The 17,965-nt window shown below is 58.2% G+C and carries 15 protein-coding genes; 7 read left to right on the top strand and 8 right to left on the bottom strand.

Translation table 11 applies throughout. The annotated features are described in order from the left end of the window. Window positions 1-137: 137 nt before the first annotated feature. From rnc to coaD, 5 genes are all read right to left on the bottom strand, one after another. A complete protein-coding gene (gene rnc / locus AACP62_RS05895; protein WP_339347313.1) occupies window positions 138-899 on the bottom strand; it encodes a ribonuclease III in 762 nt (253 codons plus the stop codon). A gap of 142 nt (window positions 900-1,041) precedes the next feature. Then, entirely contained in the window at window positions 1,042-1,236 is a 195-nt protein-coding gene (gene rpmF / locus AACP62_RS05890; protein ID WP_029677727.1) for a 50S ribosomal protein L32, read from the bottom strand. Between the two features lie 64 nt (window positions 1,237-1,300). Then, window positions 1,301-1,924 (bottom strand): YceD family protein, encoded by a 624-nt coding sequence (locus tag AACP62_RS05885; protein ID WP_339347026.1) that lies wholly within the window; start codon window positions 1,922-1,924, stop codon window positions 1,301-1,303. Next, window positions 1,921-2,613: an SPFH domain-containing protein gene (locus tag AACP62_RS05880; RefSeq protein ID WP_339347024.1), complete on the bottom strand. Its 693-nt coding sequence runs from the start codon at window positions 2,611-2,613 to the stop codon at window positions 1,921-1,923. The genes AACP62_RS05885 and AACP62_RS05880 overlap by 4 nt, the downstream gene beginning before the upstream one ends. After that, entirely contained in the window at window positions 2,610-3,119 is a 510-nt protein-coding gene (gene coaD / locus AACP62_RS05875) for a pantetheine-phosphate adenylyltransferase (RefSeq protein WP_339347023.1), read from the bottom strand. Before coaD ends, AACP62_RS05880 begins: the two co-directional genes overlap by 4 nt. A gap of 61 nt (window positions 3,120-3,180) precedes the next feature. Here coaD and AACP62_RS05870 point away from each other — a divergent pair, with 61 nt between their 5' ends. Next, a complete protein-coding gene (locus AACP62_RS05870; protein ID WP_024627652.1) occupies window positions 3,181-3,492 on the top strand; it encodes a DUF3039 domain-containing protein in 312 nt (103 codons plus the stop codon). Window positions 3,493-3,517: 25 nt separating this feature from the next. Here AACP62_RS05870 and AACP62_RS05865 read toward each other — a convergent pair whose 3' ends face one another. Both AACP62_RS05865 and AACP62_RS05860 read right to left on the bottom strand, forming a co-directional pair. Beyond that, entirely contained in the window at window positions 3,518-4,537 is a 1,020-nt protein-coding gene (locus AACP62_RS05865) for an aldo/keto reductase (protein WP_339347022.1), read from the bottom strand. Next, window positions 4,537-5,883 (bottom strand): nicotinate phosphoribosyltransferase, encoded by a 1,347-nt coding sequence (locus AACP62_RS05860; protein WP_339347020.1) that lies wholly within the window; start codon window positions 5,881-5,883, stop codon window positions 4,537-4,539. Before AACP62_RS05860 ends, AACP62_RS05865 begins: the two co-directional genes overlap by 1 nt. Before the next feature lie 107 nt (window positions 5,884-5,990). Here AACP62_RS05860 and AACP62_RS05855 point away from each other — a divergent pair, with 107 nt between their 5' ends. The 4 genes from AACP62_RS05855 (at window position 5,991) to AACP62_RS08385 (ending at window position 11,317) form a co-directional block, all read left to right on the top strand. Beyond that, window positions 5,991-6,629 (top strand): Pr6Pr family membrane protein, encoded by a 639-nt coding sequence (locus AACP62_RS05855; RefSeq protein ID WP_339347018.1) that lies wholly within the window; start codon window positions 5,991-5,993, stop codon window positions 6,627-6,629. A 66-nt stretch (window positions 6,630-6,695) separates the two neighbouring features. Beyond that, window positions 6,696-7,460 carry a ribonuclease PH gene (gene rph / locus AACP62_RS05850; protein ID WP_015021386.1) on the top strand — a complete coding sequence of 255 codons (765 nt, stop codon included), beginning with the start codon at window positions 6,696-6,698 and terminating at the stop codon, window positions 7,458-7,460. Window positions 7,461-7,495: 35 nt separating this feature from the next. After that, window positions 7,496-8,182, top strand: coding sequence for an RdgB/HAM1 family non-canonical purine NTP pyrophosphatase (gene rdgB, locus AACP62_RS05845; RefSeq protein WP_339347015.1), 687 nt, complete (start codon window positions 7,496-7,498; stop codon window positions 8,180-8,182). Between the two features lie 174 nt (window positions 8,183-8,356). Next, a complete protein-coding gene (locus tag AACP62_RS08385; protein WP_425332916.1) occupies window positions 8,357-11,317 on the top strand; it encodes a hypothetical protein in 2,961 nt (986 codons plus the stop codon). 28 nt (window positions 11,318-11,345) lie between these two features. On the opposite strand, the gene AACP62_RS05835 is transcribed toward AACP62_RS08385, so the two are convergent. Beyond that, a complete protein-coding gene (locus tag AACP62_RS05835; protein WP_198178741.1) occupies window positions 11,346-11,663 on the bottom strand; it encodes a hypothetical protein in 318 nt (105 codons plus the stop codon). Window positions 11,664-11,734: 71 nt separating this feature from the next. Here AACP62_RS05835 and AACP62_RS05830 point away from each other — a divergent pair, with 71 nt between their 5' ends. Together AACP62_RS05830 and AACP62_RS05825 are read left to right on the top strand one after the other, a co-directional pair. Further along, a complete protein-coding gene (locus tag AACP62_RS05830) occupies window positions 11,735-14,596 on the top strand; it encodes a hypothetical protein (RefSeq protein WP_332460513.1) in 2,862 nt (953 codons plus the stop codon). 513 nt (window positions 14,597-15,109) lie between these two features. Next, window positions 15,110-17,806 (top strand): hypothetical protein, encoded by a 2,697-nt coding sequence (locus AACP62_RS05825; protein ID WP_339347010.1) that lies wholly within the window; start codon window positions 15,110-15,112, stop codon window positions 17,804-17,806. Window positions 17,807-17,965 lie beyond the last annotated feature (159 nt).

The following is a 17,965-nucleotide window of genomic DNA, read 5'->3' as shown; positions in this document are numbered from 1 at the left end:
TGGGCGGACGAATCCCGATCAGGAGGAGGCACCTGTGCCGTTTGTGACGGCGTGCCTCCGGGTTATGCCCATAGTCTAAACAGGGGTCTGGTCGGCGCGTTGGCGCGGTACCGCATGCCGGAATTCCGACAGGAACTTCAGGCTGATTGCTCGGCGTGTAGGGTTGCAAGCAGATTCTGGTCGTCCAGCCGCTTCCACCCCTGGGCGGCCGCAGCCAGTTGGGCCTTCCGCTTGCTGCTGGCCCGGCCCTTGCCGATCACGGTCCCGCCGTCCTCCAGTCGCAGCTCGGCGGTAAAGATCTGGGCGTATTCCGGCCCGGAGACCGCCATGGCATACCGGGGTTCACCCAAGCCCAGCTTGTGGGCCTTGACGGTAATCGAGGTCTTCCAATCCAGTGCCGGCCCCTCGGTGGCCACCTCGGCCAGTGTGTCGTCAAGAAGGGTATGGACGGTGGTCCTGGCCCCCTCGATGCCGTGCTCCACAAAGACCGACCCGATCAGTGATTCGACGGTGTCACAGAGTATGGAGTCCTTATCGGCCCCGCCGTTCTCACTCTCGCCCCGGCCCAGAAGAATATACTGCCCCAGATGCAGCTTCTCCCGGGCGATGGCCGACAGGGCCTCCTCGGAGACCGCCTTGGCCCGCATCTTGGCCAGCTGGCCCTCGGTCATGTCCGGATGAACCTTGTATAGGGTCTCGGTGGCCACCAGTTCCAGAACCGCATCGCCCAGGAACTCCAGCCGTTCGTTGTTGGGCATGCCTGGGTGCTCATGGGCGAAGGAGCGATGGGTCAGGGCGTGTACCAGCAGCTCCGGGCTGATCCTGCCGCCCAGGGCCTGGAAGAGTTCCTCAGCCGCCTGGTTGCCGGGATCCACCTGCTCCTGTTCCTCCTGCTGCATATGGTCTTCCTGATTCTTTCCGGAGTGCCCTTCCTGCATGGCCATTCTCGCTTTCTCGGCCCTTTCGCCTGATGATATGGAAAAACCCCTGCCACCCGTCGATGGCCGGGGTTCTCTCATTGCGTTCTGATCGCCAGTCGGCTCACTTGCTGAACTGCGAACGGATGGCGTCGCGGTAGACGCGCCCGCGGTACATGCCGCAGCTGGGGCATGCCATGTGCGGCAGCGTAGGAGCTCCGCAGTTGGGGCAGGTCACCGTAGCGGCGGCCTGGGTCTTCCAGTTGGCGCGCCGGGAATGGGTGTTGGCGCGCGAGGTCTTGTACTTTGGCAGTGCCATATTGTCCTCTATTTCGATCGAATACTTCGAGCTTAAGCGTAGAGCAGTCTACCGCAACCTCCGGTCATTCGCCAGCCTGGCCGGCGCTGCCGGGATTCTCCTCTTGCTCCAGACGCTGTTTGAGTTCCTCAAGGGCCGCCCAGCGGTCATCGATTATCTCGTGGTGGTGATCGGGATGGTCATTCAAATCCATGCCGCACTGGGGGCACAGGCCCCGGCAGTCGGGCCGGCACAGGGGCTGCAGGGGGAGGGCCTCCACCAGGGTGTCACGCAGCAGGGCCTCCAAATCCATGAAGGCGCCTCCGCTGACCAGAGGATAGGTCTGGCCGCCAGCCTCTTCCTCCTGCTCGGCCAGGATCTCCTCTTTGCCATGGGTCGGCTCCGGTTCGGGCTCCTTGTAGGGGAAGAAGACCACCGGGTCGTCCTTGATGCTGGTATTGACGGGCCTCAGGCAGCGGGTGCATTCGGTCTTCAGGGGCACGCTGATATGGGCCTGGAACAGGAGTCCGTCCACCAGGGAGTCGATGTCGCCCTCCACATGCACGGGCGTTCCTGCCGGGATGCCCACTACCTGGTCGCCGATGCCCTCCGGGGCTGGAAAATCACGGTCCACCCGGGTGCTCTGCCCTGCCCGCGTCGACACCTGGGCCACTGAAACCGCCCAAGGGGAATCCTCCGGTCTGCTCATCCCTGTGCCTCCTCTCCCTGGTCCGAGACTGACGCGTTCATGCTACGCGCCGCCTCCTGCTCACGCTGATGGAGAACCTCCAGGCCGGCACGCACATCCTGGCTCATCTTGCCTAGCTGGGTGTCAAGCTCGCCCATGACCTGGGCTGCATACCCATCGGCCCCCTGAACCAGACGGTCTGCCTGGGCCTGGGCCGTGTCGATGATGGTCTGTGCCTTCTGCCGGGCTATGGCCACTACATTCTCCTGGCCGGCCAGGAAGCGGGCCTGCTCGCCGGCCTCCTTGACGATGTCCGCAGCCCGACTCTGGGCATCGGATATGGTGGCGTTGGCCTGGGTCTGAGCCGTGTTCAGCCGACGCTCCGCCTCCCTCATGAGCGCCGAGGCCCGCTCCAGTTGCACTGGCAGCATTTTCTTGAGCTCGTTGAGGTCGTCGGCCAGCTCGTCTCGGTCCACCTTGACCAGTCCCGGGCTGAAAATTGGGGCCTTGGCCTCATCCAGCATGGTCTGGATCCGGTCGATGATGTCATAGACGGTGGTGAATTCCGATCGGGGGTTCCTGCTCTCGCTCCGATCCTCCTGCAGGTCGGGCAGGTCCTTCATGTCGACTGCGGGCTTGGGAGCGCTCGCTCTGGTCGAGTCGTCGATAGGCTCGCCATCGTCCCTTTCCTGGGTCTGCTCGTTCATCATTGGCTCTTTTCCGTGTGCGGTGTGTTCCTGTGCAATGTGCCTATCAGCGCGTCCACGACGCTGTCGGGGACCATGCCGGTGATGTCCCCTCCATGCCTGGCCACGTCCTTGACGATGGTGCTGGAGATATGTTCCCTCACCGGATCGGCTGGCAGGAAGAGCGTTTCCACCCCGGACAGCTTGCGATTGACCAGGGCCATGCCCAGCTCGGCCTCATAGTCCCCGTTCTGCCTCAGTCCCTTGACGATGACCGAGGCGCCCACCTTACGGCAGTAGTCGGTGATCAGGCCATCGGTGGAGGCTACGGTGATATTCGGGTACCCGTCCTCGTCCAGGGCCCGGCGGATCATGGCCACCCGCTCCTGTTCGCTGAACATGGGGGTCTTGGCGGCATTGACGGCCACAACCACGTGGACCGTCTCGAAGAAGCAGGCGCAACGTTCGATCACATCCATGTGGCCGGAGGTGACCGGATCGTATGAGCCAGGGCATACAGCGATAGTCATGATTCTCAGCGTAGCGCGTCATAGGGAGCGAACGTGTAGCTCGCCGCCGTACCATGGTGTCATGACTGCAAGCAAGAGCATTCGCATGGAAGATCCAGAGCGAGAGCAGAACCCCGATCAGGGTACTGGCACGGCCGTGCTGGACCGTCCGGATACCGAGACCGCCGAGAAGACCCGGCTGAACGATCAGGGCGATGCCGACAGGTTCGCCCACTACGTCTCCCGTGAGCGCATCGCCGAGTCCAAGCTGACCGGTCGGCCTGTCGTGGCCCTTTGTGGCAAGGTCTGGGTGCCCAAGCATGACCCCTCCCAGTACCCGGTCTGCCCGGACTGCAAGCGCATCTATGAACAGATGACCGGCGGCAGCCACTGAGCGTTGCTGAGCGGTCCAGATTGTTTCAGGACTGCTTGCCCAAGGCGATCCGGTCGATCGTCTCCAGCTCCTCCTGGCTGAAGTCGGCCGACTGGACGGCCTTGAGATTGTCCAGGATCTGCTCGGGCTTGGAGGCGCCGATGAGCACTGAGGTCACAGCAGGGTCCCTGAGCAACCAGGCCAAGGCCATTTCTGCCAGACTCTGGCCCCGTTGGCGGGCCATCTCGTTCAGGTCCTGAATCTGCTTCAGCCGCTGTGGGGTCAGGGCAGACTCCTTGAGGAAGCGGCCGTCGGCCCGAATCCGGCTGTCTTCGGGAATCCCATGCAGGTAGCGGTCGGTCAGCAGTCCCTGGGCCAGCGGGCTAAAGGTGATCAGTCCCTTCTTCTCTTTCATCACGGCCTCTTTGAGACCGTTGTCCTCGATGGTCCTGTCGAAGATGGAGTAGCGGTTCTGGTTGATGACGAAGGGGACGTGCATCTCCGTCAGGATGGCCGAGGCCCGTGCCATGGTCGGCCCGTCGTAGTTGGACAGTCCCAGGTAGAGGGCCTTGCCGCTGGTGACCGCCTGGGCCAGGGCGCCCATGGTCTCTTCCAGAGGCGTGTCCGGGTCAGGGCGGTGGTGGTAGAAGATGTCCACATAGTCAAGCCCCAGCCGTTTCAGGCTCTGGTCCAGCCCGGACAGCAGATGCTTGCGTGAGCCGTGGTCCCCGTAAGGGCCAGGCCACATTTCATAGCCGGCCTTGGTGGAGATGACCAGCTCCTGGCGGTGGTGGCTGAAGCACCGGCGGAGGATAATCCCCATGTTGCGCTCGGCGGCGCCTGGTCCGGGTCCGTAGTTGTCGGCCAGATCGAAGTGGGTGATGCCGTGGTCGAAGGCCGTCGTGCACAGCTCCTGCATACGGTCCAGTGGCATTGTGTCGCCGAAGTTGTGCCAGCAGCCCAGGCAGATGGGCGGCAATTTCAGACCGCTGTCGCCGCAACGCCGGTAGGTTGTGGAATCATATCGGCTAGGGTCTGGCTGGTAGGTTTCGCTTTGCGCGTTCATCAGATGCTCCTGACCAAAGTAGGTAGGACCGGCTCGCCCTTCATCAGGCTGAGGGCGTTGATGGGCATCTCTTCAAGGGCCTTGGCCCGGTGCTCCCGGGCATCCAGGACCGCCTGCCCGCCCTGGTACTCCGGCCTGCCCTGGCCATGGTCCACATAGGTGACCAGCAGGTCCCGCCAGCCCTCTTCGGGTTTATAGGCCGCCAGCGCCTGTTCGGCGCCCGAGATGACGTGCTCGGCATCAGCCACCCCGTTGTGGTAGGAGCGGTAGGCCAGCTTGCGTCCCGGTACCGAGGCTTTGCCCACCGACTTCTTGGCTACAGCCTCCATGTCCCCATTGGAGTTCTCGCGCTCGGTCAGCTTGTAGACCATGGCGCAGGTGGGGGCTCCCGAACCGGTGACCAGCATGGTGCCCACCCCGTAGGAGTCCACCGGAGCGTCCTGCAGGGAGGCGATGGCGTACTCGTCCAAATCGTTGGTGACGGTGATGGTGGCCTTGGTGGCTCCCAGGGAATCCAGCTGGGCGCGGACCTGCTGTGCCAGTGAGCCCAGGTCTCCGGAGTCGATGCGAACCCCGCCCAGCTCCGGTCCGGCAACCTCGACGGCTGTTCTGACTGCCTCCTCGATGGAGTAGGTGTCGGTCAGCAGAGTGGTCCCCTTGCCTAGGGCCTGAATCTGTCCTTGGAAGGCCTCACGTTCATTGTCGTGAAGGAGGGTGAATGAGTGGGCAGCGGTTCCGATGGCCTTGAAACCGTATCGCTTGGCCGCCAGCAGGTTTGATGTCCCCTGGAATCCGCCGACTATGGCCGCTCTGGCCGCTGCCACGGCTGCATACTCGTTGGCCCGACGTGCACCCATATCCATGCAGGGCCGTCCCTTGGCCGCGGTGACCATGCGGGAGGCGGCCGAGGCCACAGCCGAGTCGTAGTTGAGTATGGACAGGATCAGGGTCTCCAGCAGGGTGCACTCGCCGAAGCTGCCCTCGACCTGCAGGATGGGGGAGTCGGGGAAGAATATCTCGCCCTCCCGATAGCCGCGGATGGTTCCGGTGAAGCGGAAGTGCTCCAGCCAGTCGATGGTGGTCTGGCTGACGATGTGACGGTCGGACAGGAAGCGCAGCTCGTCCTCGCTGGGGTGGAAATCCGCCAGCGCGTCCAGAATCCGTCCGGTGCCTGCTACAACTCCGTAGCGGCGCCCTGTCGGCAGATGTCGGGTGTAGACCTCGAAGACGGATTGGCGTCCGGCCGTACCGTCCTGTAGGGCGGCATCCAGCATGGTGTATTCGTACATATCGGTCATCAGAGCCGTAGAGGTTCCGGTGTCCTTACTATTGTTTTCAGCGTTCATATCTTCCCCTTTGTGGGTGGAAAAAGCCCTTGGTTGGCACCCAGTCTAATCCTCTGCCGACCTACTGGCTCGCCCTGTCCTCGCAAGGTCGGGCTAAGCTGGTCCGCATGAGATTCGTCGTGGGCATCTACCGATTGCTGATCGCCTTTTTCTGCCTGGGCGGCACCTACGAGGCCTGGCTGCTGGGGATCGGCAACAAGTGGGTCTATTTTACCTTCCAGACCAATATCGCCCTAGGCCTGGTCATGCTCTGGGCCGGCGCGGCCACCTTGCTCAAGGGCATCCAGCCTCCCGCCTGGCTCAAAGGGTGTCTGACGCTTTACATCGTCATCACCGGGCTGGTGGCCATCCTGGTCCTGGGGCTGAACAGCACGGACTACAAGCTGGTCCTGGGCATCCGGACCACATGGATGATTCACGTCATCAGCCCTATCCTGGCATCGGTGGACTTCCTCTTGTTCGACCCGCATCGTCGTTTCCATTGGCACAACGTGCTGACCTGGCTGATCTATTTCCCCTTCTACGTGGCTTTCGTAGTGATCAGGGCCGCCATCTGGCCTCATTCGGGACCGGAGCCGGGCGGTAATCCCTACCCCTATGCCTTCTTGGACCTCGGACACCTAGGGTGGGCCCAGCTGATAGTCAACCTGGCTGAGTACCTGGTCGTCTTCTTCGCCTTGTCATTGGTCATCTTCCTGATCGATCGCATTCTGCCGGCCAAGACACCGCTGACCATTGATCGGTAGACGGCTGACGGAATAATAGGGACCAGACCAGGGGAGCCTGGGCGGAACGGGAAAGGATCATCACTGATGGTTGCTATCAAGGACATGCTCCAGGAGGGTGCCGTGCTGCGGCCTGACGGCAGGGCGGCTGATGAGTTGCGGCCGGTCGTCATCACCAGGCATTGGACGGAGGCCCCCGAGGGATCGGTGCTGATCGAGTGCGGCAAGACCAGGGTCATGTGCACGGCCTCCTTCACGCCGACGCTGCCTCGTTGGCGCAAGGACTCCGGGCTGGGCTGGGTCACGGCCGAGTACGCCATGCTTCCCAGGGCCACCAGCGATAGGACTGCACGCGAGTCGGTCCGGGGAAAGGTCGGTGGCCGCACCCAGGAGATCAGCCGGCTGATAGGCCGTTGCCTGCGCGGTGTGGTGGATATGAAGGCCCTGGGCGAGAATCAGATCCAGCTTGACTGCGACGTGCTTCAGGCCGATGGCGGCACCCGTACAGCCTCGGTAACCGGCGCCTACGTGGCCATGGTCGATGCCCTCAGATGGGCCCAGGACCACCATCACATCCGTAGCGCCGACAAGGTGACCAAGGATTGCGTCTCGGCTGTCTCGGTGGGCATCATCGATGGCAAGCCTATGCTTGACCTTCCCTATCTGGAGGACAGCAGGGCCATGACCGATATGAACGTGTCCATGACCGGCTCCGGCGATTTCATAGAGATACAGGGAACGGCGGAGCATCGTCCCTTCAATCGTCAGGAGCTTGGCATCTTGCTGGACCTGGCAACCAAGGGGAACAAGGAGCTTCAGGCCGCTCAGCGCAAGGCTCTGGCATCCGACTGACGTCCGGAACAGGCATTTCAGCGAGGAGGACCGGTATGGGGTATGCCAGAAAAGTGGTTGTGGCCACGCACAACGAGGGCAAACTAGGTGAGCTTCGTCGCATACTCGACGGTTTCCTGGCCGATGAGGGGCAGAGGATCGAGCTGGTTTCGGCGGGGCAACTGGGGCTGTCCGATCCGGTAGAGACCGGCACCACCTTTCAGGAGAACGCCCTTATCAAGGCTGGGCAGGCTGCTCGTGAATCAGGTCTGCCCGCGCTGGCGGACGACTCGGGGCTGGTCGTTGATGTGATGGGTGCCGCCCCGGGGATCCTTTCGGCACGGTGGAGCGGCCGCCACGGTGACGACCAGGCCAACTTGGAGCTCTTACTGAACCAGCTGAACGACATTCCCGACGACCACAGAGGAGGGCGGTTTGTCTGTGCTGCCGCCCTGGTCGTTCCGGATGTGCCAGGGTATGCCGTCCGTGGACGTCAAGTGACCAGAGTCGGCGAGATGCCCGGAAGCATCATCCGCCAGGCACGGGGGGACAATGGGTTCGGCTACGACCCGATCTTCGTGCCCCTTGATCAGCCTCGGCGTGCCAGCGACCAGCAGCCGCTGACTTCGGCGGAAATGACTTCGGATGAAAAGAACGCCATTTCGCACAGGGGCAAGGCCTTGGCGGCCATCATGCCGATTCTCATCGGCTGGGTGCTGGGGGACGGCCATATTAGAGGCTGATAAATCCTTATGGATTCCGTAAGGTGAACGGTCGCGACACATCGACGATCATGCTCTGAGTGCCGGTCGCACTTGAATCATGCAAAGAAACGCGAAGGTGCGATTTTTTTATCTCTATGATACAGTCGGCGGTATTGGGGACAAGTTAAAAGTAAAGTCGATCTGTTCTAGCAGATGATTCCATCGGGATTTGGGGGTTTCGTATTGAAGCGATTGCAAGAACGGAACAACAAGGGATCACTGCACGTGAACCGTTCGATCATCGCTGTTCTGATAACCCTTCTGGCGACTCTGGCCATGGTTGTTCCGCTAGGGTTGAGCGCTCTGTCGGCCAGTCAGGCCAATGCCGTTGATGGACAGGACGAGACGGCGAGCAGGAAGCCTCTGCTCTATAGGATGTTGGCCTTCAACGACAAGATTGATTCCTGGCAGGATGAGCTGCGCATGGACTTCATCCTGCGCGTGAAACATAACGAGTTCAAGCCGGATTGCGTCGACCTCGGCAAGTCGGACACCGGTGGCAAGGCGAAATGTAATTTATCTTTTATATATCAGTATGTAGGTTCTGATAACCCTGCAGATTACTATCGGATAAGGTATATAAATAGTATAACTCCAGATAATTATCTTGAAAATAACAAAAACGGGCATACATATGATGGAGCTGTATCATGGGCTGGGAATCATGTGGAGCGTTTTACGGTTCATAAGATAATCAATTCAGGTTTATATGACTACTTGGCCGTATCCATCGAAGGCGACATGAACATTGCGGATAAGTCTACAGATCCTGCAAAGTTCGTGGCTGGTGGTCACCCTGAGCCTTTGAATGTCTTTGCTATTGTCGGTGAACAGAATGATGCCCTGTCCTGTGGTAGCTCTTCGTGGGCATGGGGTACCGCCACCTGCTCAACTTTCGATCCAGCCTCCATGAGTAACTTGCAGGATAGATCTTCAAATATCACCGCGAGTTTATCGAAGGATAAACAGATGAAAGTGTATATGGGTGACTGCTTGGGTAGCGGAGGAGACGACCTGAAATGCAGTGGCCCATATTCTTGGGTTGGATGGGACTATTGGCCACAACTTTATAACATGTACCAGGCCAACTGGGGTATGGTGACCGATTATGGTTTTCCGGCTTATAGCGATGGTACGGTTGGAAAAATAAATGCCACAGCCCCGGGCACGGCTCCGGCACGGTCTTTCTTCGTGTATTGGATGAACTTGCGTGGTCCAGGCAACAAAACCAATGGCATATGTTCTGAGACCAGTTCCTATTACTATCAGTGGGTGGCTCTTAAGGACAGCCAGTGGGTGCCAGTTAAGGAGCTGACTCCTGAGCCGGTCCTGGTGACAGGCCAGCAGCCGAGTCCCAACACTTTGACTACCACCTACGGACTGCAGGGCATGGTCAATACCAATGCCGCTTATAACGTCAATCCGACTGACCCAAAGTATGCGAATACCACCAACGTGCTTTTTGCGACTGATAAGGATGGCAATCCCATGCCTGCTCAGAAGGCTGATGGCGGGATTGATTTCAAGGAGGCCAAGGAGAAGCAGGATCTTGACGGCTATTTCAAGCTGGTGACCTGGCCTGACACCAGAAATTCTGATGGCACGGAATGTACAGCCGTCAGCCCTGAGGTGTACAGCCCCAAGAGCGCTGGTCTTGTGGGGATTGACGATAGTATGTCCGCCGCGCAAAAGGATACGAATCTCTCTGCGGGTTGGACGATTGATACTGCTTTTTATAAGTATGATGTGCCCCGTCCTGATGATCCGACAATCACCAAGATCGAGAATGATGCGGATGCCGGCTTGGATGCTTCTGGGAGCGTGTATACGTCGAAGCTTGACCCGATAATCAGCGGTGAGTGCACGCCTTCCAAGGATGAGAAGCATCCCAATACGGTTGTTCTGTATGGCGAGGATCCCAGCAATCCCATTGTGGAGGGGCAGGGCACAAATGGCGATGACCTGGTGAAAAGCTCGGACACCTGGGGCTTCAGGCTGGGCGAAGCTGTTTGCGAGACCGACACTGGCAGCAAGCAGGGAGGGTCCTGGTGGATACAGGACACCAATAAGCAGTATCCGTCGCCGGACCCCGGCAATAAGTACAACGGCTACAGGCGTTATCATGCCTGGGTGGTTGAGTCCACGTCAGGGTTCGGCTTGACCTCCTACTTCTCGAATATTGGCACGGCTTATTTCGTCTCGGGCGAGAACGTCCCGGATGCGAGCAAGTTCTCGGTCACGGTGCCCCATACGGTCAACGGGAGCCTGCCGACAGGTTCAGTGGTTACGTTCCAGGGTGAGGTGTCGCCTGTGTATACGGCCTGGTCCTCGGGGAAGTTGGGGATGACTGATTCGAGGATGGTCGTTTCGATGAAGCAGAATGCTGCCTCGGACTGGACGCCCTTGCTGACCACTCCGGCCAACACCTTCCAGAGGGATGCGGCGGCCGGCGCTGCTCCTTCCGTCACTGACCCCACATCAGGTCTCACGCTGAGCCTGACCAAGACGGCGGCTTCCACCTGGTCCTGGTCGCTGAACATACCTGCTGACAAGTTCACCGGTTACAACGGTGACGACGAAACGCAGACCTATACTTTCCATGTTGAGATGATCAACCCGATGAACCTCCGTTCGGGCCCGGCATCCATCGAGCGGAAAATCGACATGACGCCCACCACACTGACCATTGACCGCCATGACGTCTTCCAGGTGGCCGGCAGGGCCTACAAGTATGTGGACGGGGACAGGAAGATTCCTGAGACCAAAGGCACCCTGGTCCATATAACCTGGCCCGGCAAGACCAATAGCAGCACTGATGTCGCAGTGGGGGATCAGGGTTCGTGGCAGGCAACTCCGCCTGAGGGCGTCAATCAGGGGCAGTTCTCTGCTCAGGTGCTTTCGGATGATGCCGAGGGCTCTGACGCGCAGGGCAGGTTCCAGGGCGGGAACCAGTCAGCCTCGGTGTCGCATGAGCTGGACTTCCGGCCTTCGACCTCCTCCTTGCCGCTTACCGGGGGATGGCCGCTTTCCGTGCTCAGGATCCTGCTGCTGATAGCCCTAGGCCTGGTGGGCTTCGTGGCCTGCCTGAGGAACAGGCAGGAAAGCCGGCACTGACCTCGGTCGTATAAGACAGGGCCCGCCCTCATCCTTCCAATTTCATGGAGATGAGCGCGGGCCCTGTTTTTTTAATTCCCGTGTTGCTGCCGTTGCCAAGGCAGTGTTCGCCCCCAATCCAGACCGGTCGGAAGACGACAACATTTTGCCTCTCGCAGCTGTGTACTGGCCCTGCCGTGGTCAAGAACTTGAACGGACGCAAAACACCCCACCTGAATCCCAGATTATGCCCTTGATTTCTGTAGCCTTGGAAAGGCAAAGAAAATTTATATGCATTGTTGTGCTCTATGTGCAGTTGCCTTAATTGGGGGTAGGTCAAAAGCAGACTTGATTTGTTCTGGAGCATGATTTCATTGTGGTTTGGGGGGTATTGTATTGAAGCGTTTGCAAGAACGGGGCGCTAAGGGTTCACAAGGTGTGAACCGTCCGATAATTGCCGTTCTGGTAACCCTTCTGGCGACGCTGGCCATGGTTGTTCCGCTGGGGCTGAGCGCGCTTTCGGCCGGTCAGGCCAATGCCATCGATGGGCAGGACGAGACGGCCAGCAGGAAGCCGCTGCTCTATAGGATGTTGGGCTACAACAACAAGATTGATTCCTATCAGGATGAGCTGCGCATGGACTTCATCCTGCGGGTAAAACACAACGAGTTTGACCCTTCTTGCGCCGACGCCACTTCTGGTGCCGATACCAAGGGCAATTGCAATCTGGCCTTTGTCTATCAGTACAAGGGGTCAGATGACACTTCCTTTTATCGCAGAATAAAGTATCTGAACACCATAGCCTCAGCATCATCCTCGGATCAGCCCTGGTCCGGAGCCTACAAGTGGGCGCAAAATCAAGATGAGTATTTCACCGTGCACACCATAATAAACTCCGGTTTATATGACTATCTGACCATTTCCATTGAGGGTGATCTGGCGCTGAAGAATTCTGCTGATGCGTCATATTACCAACCTGGTGGTGCCAACGAGCCGGTGAATATCTACGCAGTCGTTGGTAAACAGGACGATGCACTGTCCTGCCTGCGCCCTAGCAACTCGTGGAGTTGGTCTAGCGGAATCGATAATTGTCGCAATTTTGACCCTGACACCATGATCAATGCGCCGGACAGGGTATCCAACATTACTTCAACTTTAGCGGCGAACGACAAGAACTTCACCCTATATATGCAAGAATGCCTTGGCACGGGTGCTGATCTTCAGTGCAGCGGCCCGTATTCTTGGGTTGGTTGGAACAGCAACCCAAATCTCTACGGAGGCAATCAGGCTAACTGGGGCATGGTAACCGATTACGGTTTTCCTGACTACAAGAGCAATGCTACTGGGCCAATCGCCGGCACTGATCCGGGCACAGCTCCGGCACGGTCGTTCTTCGTGTACTGGCTCAATGTGCGCGGCAGTACCAAAGCTAACCCTGATGGCATATGTTCTGAGACCAATTCCTACTATTACCAGTGGGTGGCTCTGAAGGATAGCGAGTGGGTGCCAGTTGATGAGCTGACCCCTGAGCCGGTCCTGGTGACAGGCCAGCAGCCGTCCCCCAATACGGCGACTACCACGACCAGCAAGGCGGCCCAAGTCAGTAAGTATTCGGCTTTCAACTTGCCCAAACAGCCGGATAATCCCAATGAGATGTTTGCCACTGACAAGAACGGCCAGCCCATGCCTGCCCAGAAGGCTGATGGCGGGATTGATTTCAAGGAGGCCAAGGAGAAGCAGGATCTTGACGGCTATTTCAAGATGGTCACCTGGCCTGTCACCACGAACCGGGACGGCAGCGCTTGTACCGTCAGCCCTGAAGTGTACAACCCTGATCAGAAGGGCCTCGTCGGTATACGTGACGGCATGAACAGCTCGGATATAGAACGGAATATTTCAGCGGGCTGGACGATCAATAGTGCCTTCTATAAGTACGATGTGCCTCGTCCTGATGATCCGACGATTACGAAGATCGAAAACGATGCTGATGCCGGTTTGGATGCTTCGGGCAGTGTGTATACGTCGAAGCTTGATCCGGTGGTCAGTGGTGAGTGTACGCCTTCCAAGGATGCCGCGCGTCCCAACAAGGTTGTTCTCTACGGCGAGGACCCAGCCAATCCGATTGTGGAGGGGCAGGGCACGAATGGCGATGACCTGGTGAAAGGGACGGACACGTGGGGGTTCAGGCTGGGCGAGGCTGAGTGCCAGGTCGATCCCAAGAGCAAGCAGGGGGGTTCCTGGCGGATACAGGACACGAACAAGCTGTATCCGTCGCCGGATTCTGGCAACAAGTACAGCGGCTACAGGCGTTATCATGCCTGGGTGATCGAGTCCATCTCCGGATTCGGTTTGACCTCCTACTTCTCGAACATCGGGACGGCCTATTTCGTTTCGAGTGAGAACGTCCCGGATGCCAGCAAGTTCTCGGTCACGGTGCCTCATACGGTCAACGGGAGCCTGCCGGCGGATTCGGTCGTCGTGTTCAAGGGTGAGGTGTCGCCTATATATACGGCCTGGTCTTCGGGAGGGCTGGGGATGACGGATTCGAGGATGGTCGTTTCCATGAAGCAGAACACTGCCTCTGATTGGACCAGTCTGCTGACCACTCCGGCCAACACCTTCCAGCGGGATGCAGCAGCCGGCACCACGTCTTCCGTCGCGGATTCCGCAACGGGCCTTACGCTGGGCTTGACCAAGACGGCGGCTTCCACGTGGTCTTGGACGCTGAACATCCCTGCTGACAGGTTCAGCGGCTACGACGGCAGCGACGAGACACAACTGTATGATTTCCGCATTGAAATGGTCAACCCGATGAACATCCGTTCGGACCCGGCATCCATCGAGCGGAAGGTCGACATGACGTCCACCACACTGGTCTTGGAGCGGTACGACGTCTTCCAGGTGGCGGGGAAAGCCTATAAGTATGTGGACGGGGACAGGAAGGTTCCCGAGACCAAAGGCACCCTGGTGCATGTGACCTGGCCCGGCGGCAGTGGTACGGATGTCGTTGTGGGGGACCAGGGTTCGTGGCAGGCGGTTCCTCCTGAGGGCATCAACCAGGGGCAGTTCTCTGCTCAGGTGCTTTCCGACGATGCCGAGAGCCCTGACGCCCAGGGCCGGTTCCAGGGCGGGAACCAGTCGGCCTCGGTGTCGCATGAGTTGGAGTTCCGTCCTTCCAACTCGGCTTTGCCTCTTACTGGCGGATGGCCGCTTTCCGTGCTCAAAATCCTGCTGCTGATAGCCCTCGGCCTGGCCGGCTTCGTGGCCTGCCTGAGGAACAGGCAGGAAAGCCGGCACTGACCCCGGCAGCATCAGACAGGATCCGCCCCCGCCCCATGAAGTTGAGAGGATGAGTGGGGCCCTGCCGTTGCCAGTCACCCGCACCCCTAACTCAGACTGTTCTTAGTCAAGACTAAGGACGGTCGCGAAACACCCTTTCTGAATCCCAGATCACGCTTTCAGTCTCGGTACTCTTAAAGCATGTAAAGGGGACAAGAAGATGCCATAAGTGAGGATACGGTACTTGTGCTCCAGGGTTTCGTGGCCTGCACCGGGGACCAATCAAGCGTGCAGTCCATCTGATTCTGGAGATGGTTGCATTGAGGTGTGGGGGGTAGCGTGTTGAACCGATTGCAAGAAGGGGTCAATGAGGGTCCACGGCATGTGGATCGCCCTATAGTGGCTGTTTTGATAACCCTTTTGGCGACGCTGGCCATGGTTGTTCCGCTAGGGCTGAGCGCGCTTTCGGCCAATCAGGCCAATGCCATCGATGGGCAGGGCGGGACGGCCAGCAGGAAGCCTCTGCTCTATAAGATGCTGGCCTATAACGACAAGATTGATTCATACCAGGATGAGCTGCGGATGGACTTCATCCTGCGCGTGAAGCACAACGATTTCAATCCGCAATGCGTTCCGATGCGTGATACTTCTCCCTATGATTCAGTAAAGTGCAATCTGTCTTTCGCATATCAATATGAAGGAGCGCAAAGTCCGTCCCACTATACCCGGATTCGGTACCTGAATACTATTTCAACAAATCCCAACGACCCCACTGGCGGTGCTGAGCAATGGGCGGAAAATGAGGAGCAGTTCTTTACGGTTCATAAAGTGATCAACTCTGGTTTATATGATTTCCTGGCTGTATCCATAGAGGGTGATTTGTCCTACATGGATACCTCCTTGGATCCGAAATATTATGTGACTGGCGGTTATCCGGAGCCTTTGAACGTCTTCGCAATTGTTGGTCAACAAAACAATACGCTCTCGTGTGGAGGTTCTCCATGGGACTACACCACGAATGACTGCACATCCTTCGATCCGAGCTCTATCGGCAGCAACGTCCAAGACAGGGTCGCCAATATCACTGCAGACCAGGGTAAGGGCATCAAGCTTTACATGGGCAACTGCCTAGGTAACAGTCCCCACCCTCAGTGCAGCGGACCTGCTTCTTGGGTTGGCTGGAATGGTAATCCCCCTCTTTATGGTGGTCACCAGGCCAATTGGGGCATGGTAACGGATTATGGATTTCCTATAGGAGCCAATCCGGTTCCAGGAGTAGCGCCCCCCAAGTCCTTCTTTGTATACTGGTTCAATTTGCGTGGAAATAACAGCGCTGGTGGAATATGTTCCACGACCAACTCCTATTACTACCAATGGGTGGCGCAGAAGAATAGCCAATGGGTGCCTGTCGATGCGCTGACGCCTAAACCGGTGCTCGTAACTGGTCAGAAGCCAGCAGTAAACGGCTTGACCAATTCCTGGGGTCTTCAATATCAGGTCAATGACAATACGGCTTACAACGTCGATCCGACTGACCCAAAGTATGCGAATACCACCAATGTGCTTTTTGCGACTGATAAGGATGGCCAGCCTATGCCTGCCCAGAAGGCTGATGGCGGGATTGATTTCAAAGAGGCCAAGGAGAAGCAGGATCTTGACGGTTATTTCAAACTAGTTACTTGGCCTGTCACTACTAATGCCGATGGCACCCAGTGCAAGCCGACGGCAAGCACTCCTGAAGTCACCACTAAGATATATGACCCTCAACAGGATAGCCTTGTTGGGATAACAGACGATATGTCTACAGCCCAGAAAAACACGAATCTGGATGCAGGATGGGCTATCGATACTGCCTTCTATAAGTATGATGTGCCTCGTCCCGATGATCCGACCATCACCAACATTCAGAATGACACCGATGGCTCCTTGAATGCCTCAGGAAGCGTCTATACCGGCAAGCTTGATCCGGTGGTCAGCGGTGAGTGCACTCCCTCCAAAGACGACACGCATCCCAACACGGTTACTCTGTTCGGCGAGGATCCCGGCAATCCTTTCAAGGAGGAGCAGGGCAAGAGCAGTGACGACCTGGTGAAAAGCTCGGACTCCTGGGGGTTCAAGCTGGGAGAAACGGTGTGCAAGGTCGATCCCAAGAGCAAACAGGGAGGGTCCTGGCAGATACAGGACACCAATAAGCAGTATCCGTCGCCAGATCCCGGCAACAAGTACAATGGGTACAGGCGTTATCATGCCTGGGTGACTGAGTCCGCCTCCGGGTTCGGCCTGACCTCCTTCTTCTCGAACATAGGAACAGCCTATTTCGTCTCCAACGAGAATGCTCCGGATGGCAAGCTCTCCGTCACAGTGCCCCACACGAAAAACGGGATTCTGCCGGCAAACTCGGTCGTCACCTTCAAAGGCACTGTTTCGCCTATAAATATGGCCTGGTCCTCGGGTGGGCTGGGGATGACTGATTCCAGGCTGGCCATTTCCATGAAGCAGAATGCTGCCTCGGACTGGACGCCCCTGCTGACCACTCCGGCCAACACCTTCCAACGGGATGCGGCGGTCGGCACTGCTTCTTCCGCCGCGGATTCCGCCTCGGGACTCACGTTGAATCTCACGAAGACGGCGGCTTCCACCTGGTCCTGGACCTTGACCATATCGGCTGACAGATTCACCGGTTACAACGGCGACGACGAAACGCAAAAGTATACCTTCCAGGTCAAGATGATCAACCCTCTGAATGTCCCTTCGGACCCGGCTTCCATCAACCGGACGGTCGACATGACGCCGACCACGCTGACCTTGGAGCGGTACGATATCTTCCAGGTAGCAGGCAAGGCCTATAAGTATGTCAACGGAAACATCAGGGTTCCTGAGACCAAAGGGACTCTGGTCCATATAACCTGGCCCGGCAACAGCAGCACAGATGTCGCCGTGGGAGACCAGGGTTCATGGCAGGCGACTCCGCCTGAGGGGATAAACCAGGGAAAATTCACCGCTCAGGTTTCTTCCGATGATGCCGAAAGCGCTGATACTCAAAGCAGCAACTTCCGAGGTGGAAACGAGTCGGCTGCGGTGTCACACGCACTGGAATTCCGGCCCTCCACCTCATCCCTGCCCTTCGCCGGAGGATGGCCGCTTTCCGTGCTCAGGATCCTGCTGATGTTGATACTGGGTCTGGCTGGCTTTGTGGCCTGCCTGAGGAATAGGCAGGAGAGCCGATACTGATTTTCGGGCGGCATAAGGCAGGGCCTGTGCTCATCTCCGCGGAATTCGGGGGATGAGGGCAGGCCCTGCTTGTGTTTCCTGTGCGCGAGATGGGACTCGAGCCCAGACATCTGAAGGACAGCTGGCGGGAGAGCCGCTTGGCAGCGTCGAACTGTCTAC

Source organism: Bifidobacterium apis, from assembly GCF_036986835.1.
GTDB lineage: Bacteria > Actinomycetota > Actinomycetes > Actinomycetales > Bifidobacteriaceae > Bombiscardovia > Bombiscardovia apis_A.
Note: the sequence above shows the minus strand (reverse complement) of the source record. Positions and strands in the feature narration are given on the sequence as shown.